The organism is Kitasatospora nipponensis, from assembly GCF_039528135.1.
GTDB classification, from domain to species: domain Bacteria; phylum Actinomycetota; class Actinomycetes; order Streptomycetales; family Streptomycetaceae; genus Kitasatospora; species Kitasatospora nipponensis.
Window position 1 is genome coordinate 1 of sequence record NZ_BAAALF010000386.1, and the last position, 2,337, is coordinate 2,337.

Annotated in this window: 4 protein-coding genes; all 4 read left to right on the top strand. The window is 73.1% G+C overall.

Translation table 11 applies throughout. The annotated features are described in order from the left end of the window. The first annotated feature begins 144 nt into the window (after window positions 1-144). Window positions 145-534, top strand: a complete 390-nt coding sequence (locus ABD323_RS40450) for a hypothetical protein (RefSeq protein WP_344447109.1) — start codon at window positions 145-147, stop codon at window positions 532-534. 35 nt (window positions 535-569) lie between these two features. Further along, a complete protein-coding gene (locus tag ABD323_RS40455) occupies window positions 570-1,172 on the top strand; it encodes a hypothetical protein (RefSeq protein WP_184925992.1) in 603 nt (200 codons plus the stop codon). Next, window positions 1,169-1,723, top strand: coding sequence for a hypothetical protein (locus tag ABD323_RS40460; protein WP_184925994.1), 555 nt, complete (start codon window positions 1,169-1,171; stop codon window positions 1,721-1,723). The genes ABD323_RS40455 and ABD323_RS40460 overlap by 4 nt, the downstream gene beginning before the upstream one ends. Then, window positions 1,720-2,337 (top strand): hypothetical protein (locus ABD323_RS40465; RefSeq protein ID WP_344447110.1); only part of this gene is annotated, 618 nt, incomplete at its 3' end. The genes ABD323_RS40460 and ABD323_RS40465, both read left to right, overlap by 4 nt.

Consider the following 2,337-nt stretch of genomic DNA (forward strand, 5'->3'; position numbering starts at 1 on the left):
CATCGTCCGGGCCGGGGCGGGCCAGGAGCGGATCCAGCTGACGGCCGAGCGGGAGGAGGCGTACGGCCGGTACATGGTCGCGGTGATCAAGGCCAGCAGGGGCACCGGCACCGACGCGGCTCTCACCGCGTTCAGCGTGGGCCTGTGATGGCGGAGGAACAGCAGCCGGCGGAGACCCCGCAGCCCAAGCCGACCGCCCAGCTCCGGATCTGCGTCTGGTGCGGGACGCCGTTCGCCGCGCCGAAGAAGTCCGGCCCGGCGCCCCGGTACTGCAAGGCCGGGTGCAAGCAGCGGGCCTACGAGGAGCGGAAGCGGCAGGACGAGATCACCGCGATCCACGACCGGCAGCAGAAGCAGCTCGACCGGATCCTCGGGACGCTCGGCGCGAAGACGGCGGCGAAGGTCCGCAAGGCGGTCGAGACGGAGCCCGAGGCCGACCAGGCCGGGCCGGACCGGCCGCAGATCGAGGGCCAGGCCGAGCTCACCGTGGTAGCTGGTGAGCTCCAGTTGCAGCCCGTGCCACTGACCGACTGACCACCAGCACCATCACCGACGAAGGGGAGACGACGATGACGACCTACGAGACCAACGCGACGCGCGGGGGGATGCTCCAGCCGGCCGCGCCGGTGGACCCGAAGCAGGTGCGCGACGTGGCCCAGCACGCCAGCGAGGTGTTCGGCCCCTCCGCGAGGTTGAAGGGCGGCCGGGACCAGCTCTCCGAGTCGGGCGCTCACATGGGCATCAGCCTCGGTGGCCTCCACAGCGTGATGCGGGCCGAGGTCCCGATCGACCACCTCGCGGAGGGCGAGTTCACGCTCGACCACCTCCACCGGGCGGCCGGGCACATGCGCGAGCACCTGGTCGAGGCGGTGCCCGCCGACGAGCTGGAGGCCCGGCACCGCGGGCTGATCGACAGCTGCCTGGAGGAGGGGCTGACCGTGGTCGGCTCGCTGACGGCGGAGCTGCTCATGGCCAAGGGCCGCAGGCTGACGGTCCGGCTGACCTCGACCGACGCCTACCAGACCATCGAGCTCATCGAGGAGGGCCTGGAGACCCGGGTGGTCCGGCTCTCCGGCGCCAACCGGCTGGAGCTCCACAGCGGACTGCACGAGATCGGCCGGATCGTGTGGCTGATGGAGCGGGCCAACGACAAGGCGGAGGCCGCCCTGTGAGCAGCGTCGAGGAGCACCGCCGGCCGCAGGCCGCGTACGCCGAAGCCGTCGCCCACATCGACGGCCCGAACGGCTGGCGGGCCCCGGAGGAGTGGATCACCGACCGCACCGACACGGGCCTGCTGGTCATCCAGTTGTGGTTCCGCCGCACCGAGCCCCGCGAGGCCACCAGGGCCGAGACCAGGGAGATGGGCGACCGGCTGATCCCGGCCACCCTCGACGTCCACGGCGACGAGCTGACGCCCGCGATGGTGCCGCCGCTGGTCGAGGCGTGGCCGTGGGGGATCACCGTCAGCTGGGACGACAAGGACGGCTGGCACTGGGCCCCGCTGATCAACGAGTTCAGCGAGGTGAACGGAGACGACGACTGGGAGAAGCTCCCGGTGCCGCTGCTCGCCTCCCCGGAGGCGCTGCACACCGTGCTGGCCGAGGTGTTCGCCGGGCAGGGCCGCGAGTACGCCCCACCCGCCCAGAGCGGCGAGTGGGCCCCGCACCGGCCGGACACCCTGATCGACTACATCGCCTCCCGTGCCAAGGCGGGCCAGCGGTGAGCGGGGCCGAGGGGCACCGGCGGGTGCAGCCGGCGTTCCAGGCGCTGACGCCCGGCCCGGTGCGCCGGATCGGGATCGACGCCCAGGACAAGGTGCTGCCGTCGATGGTGACGGAGAACCCGGCGCCGATCGCCACCGCGGCCTGGCAGATGGCGCTGGCCTACCGGGCGCTGGGCGACCTCATGGAGTCCTCCGACCCGGACAAGGTGGTGGCCGCGGGGGAGGACGTCGTCACCCGGCTGCAGAGTGCGCTGGAGGCGGTGCACCGGCACCTGGGCGAGAAGGTGTCCGCCGGGCTGCTGGCCGAGCGGAGCTTCGAGCGGCAGATGGACCGGCTCGACACCGGGGAGGCGGTGATCGGCGCGGTGACGGTCGAGGTGGTGCTGCCGGACGGGGAGCACTCCGCGACGGTCCACCTGGGCCAGGAGCGGCGCGGTGCCCCGGTGCAGATCCGTGGGGACGTGAAGGCCGGCGAACTCGGCGGCGCTGCGCACCTCGACGTACGGCGTGAGCGCCCGCGCCACGCTCTCCAGCGCGGCCTGGACGTCGAGGTGGGCAGCGCCGCCGAGTTCGCCGGCCTTCACGTCCCCACGGATCTGCACCGGGGGACCCGG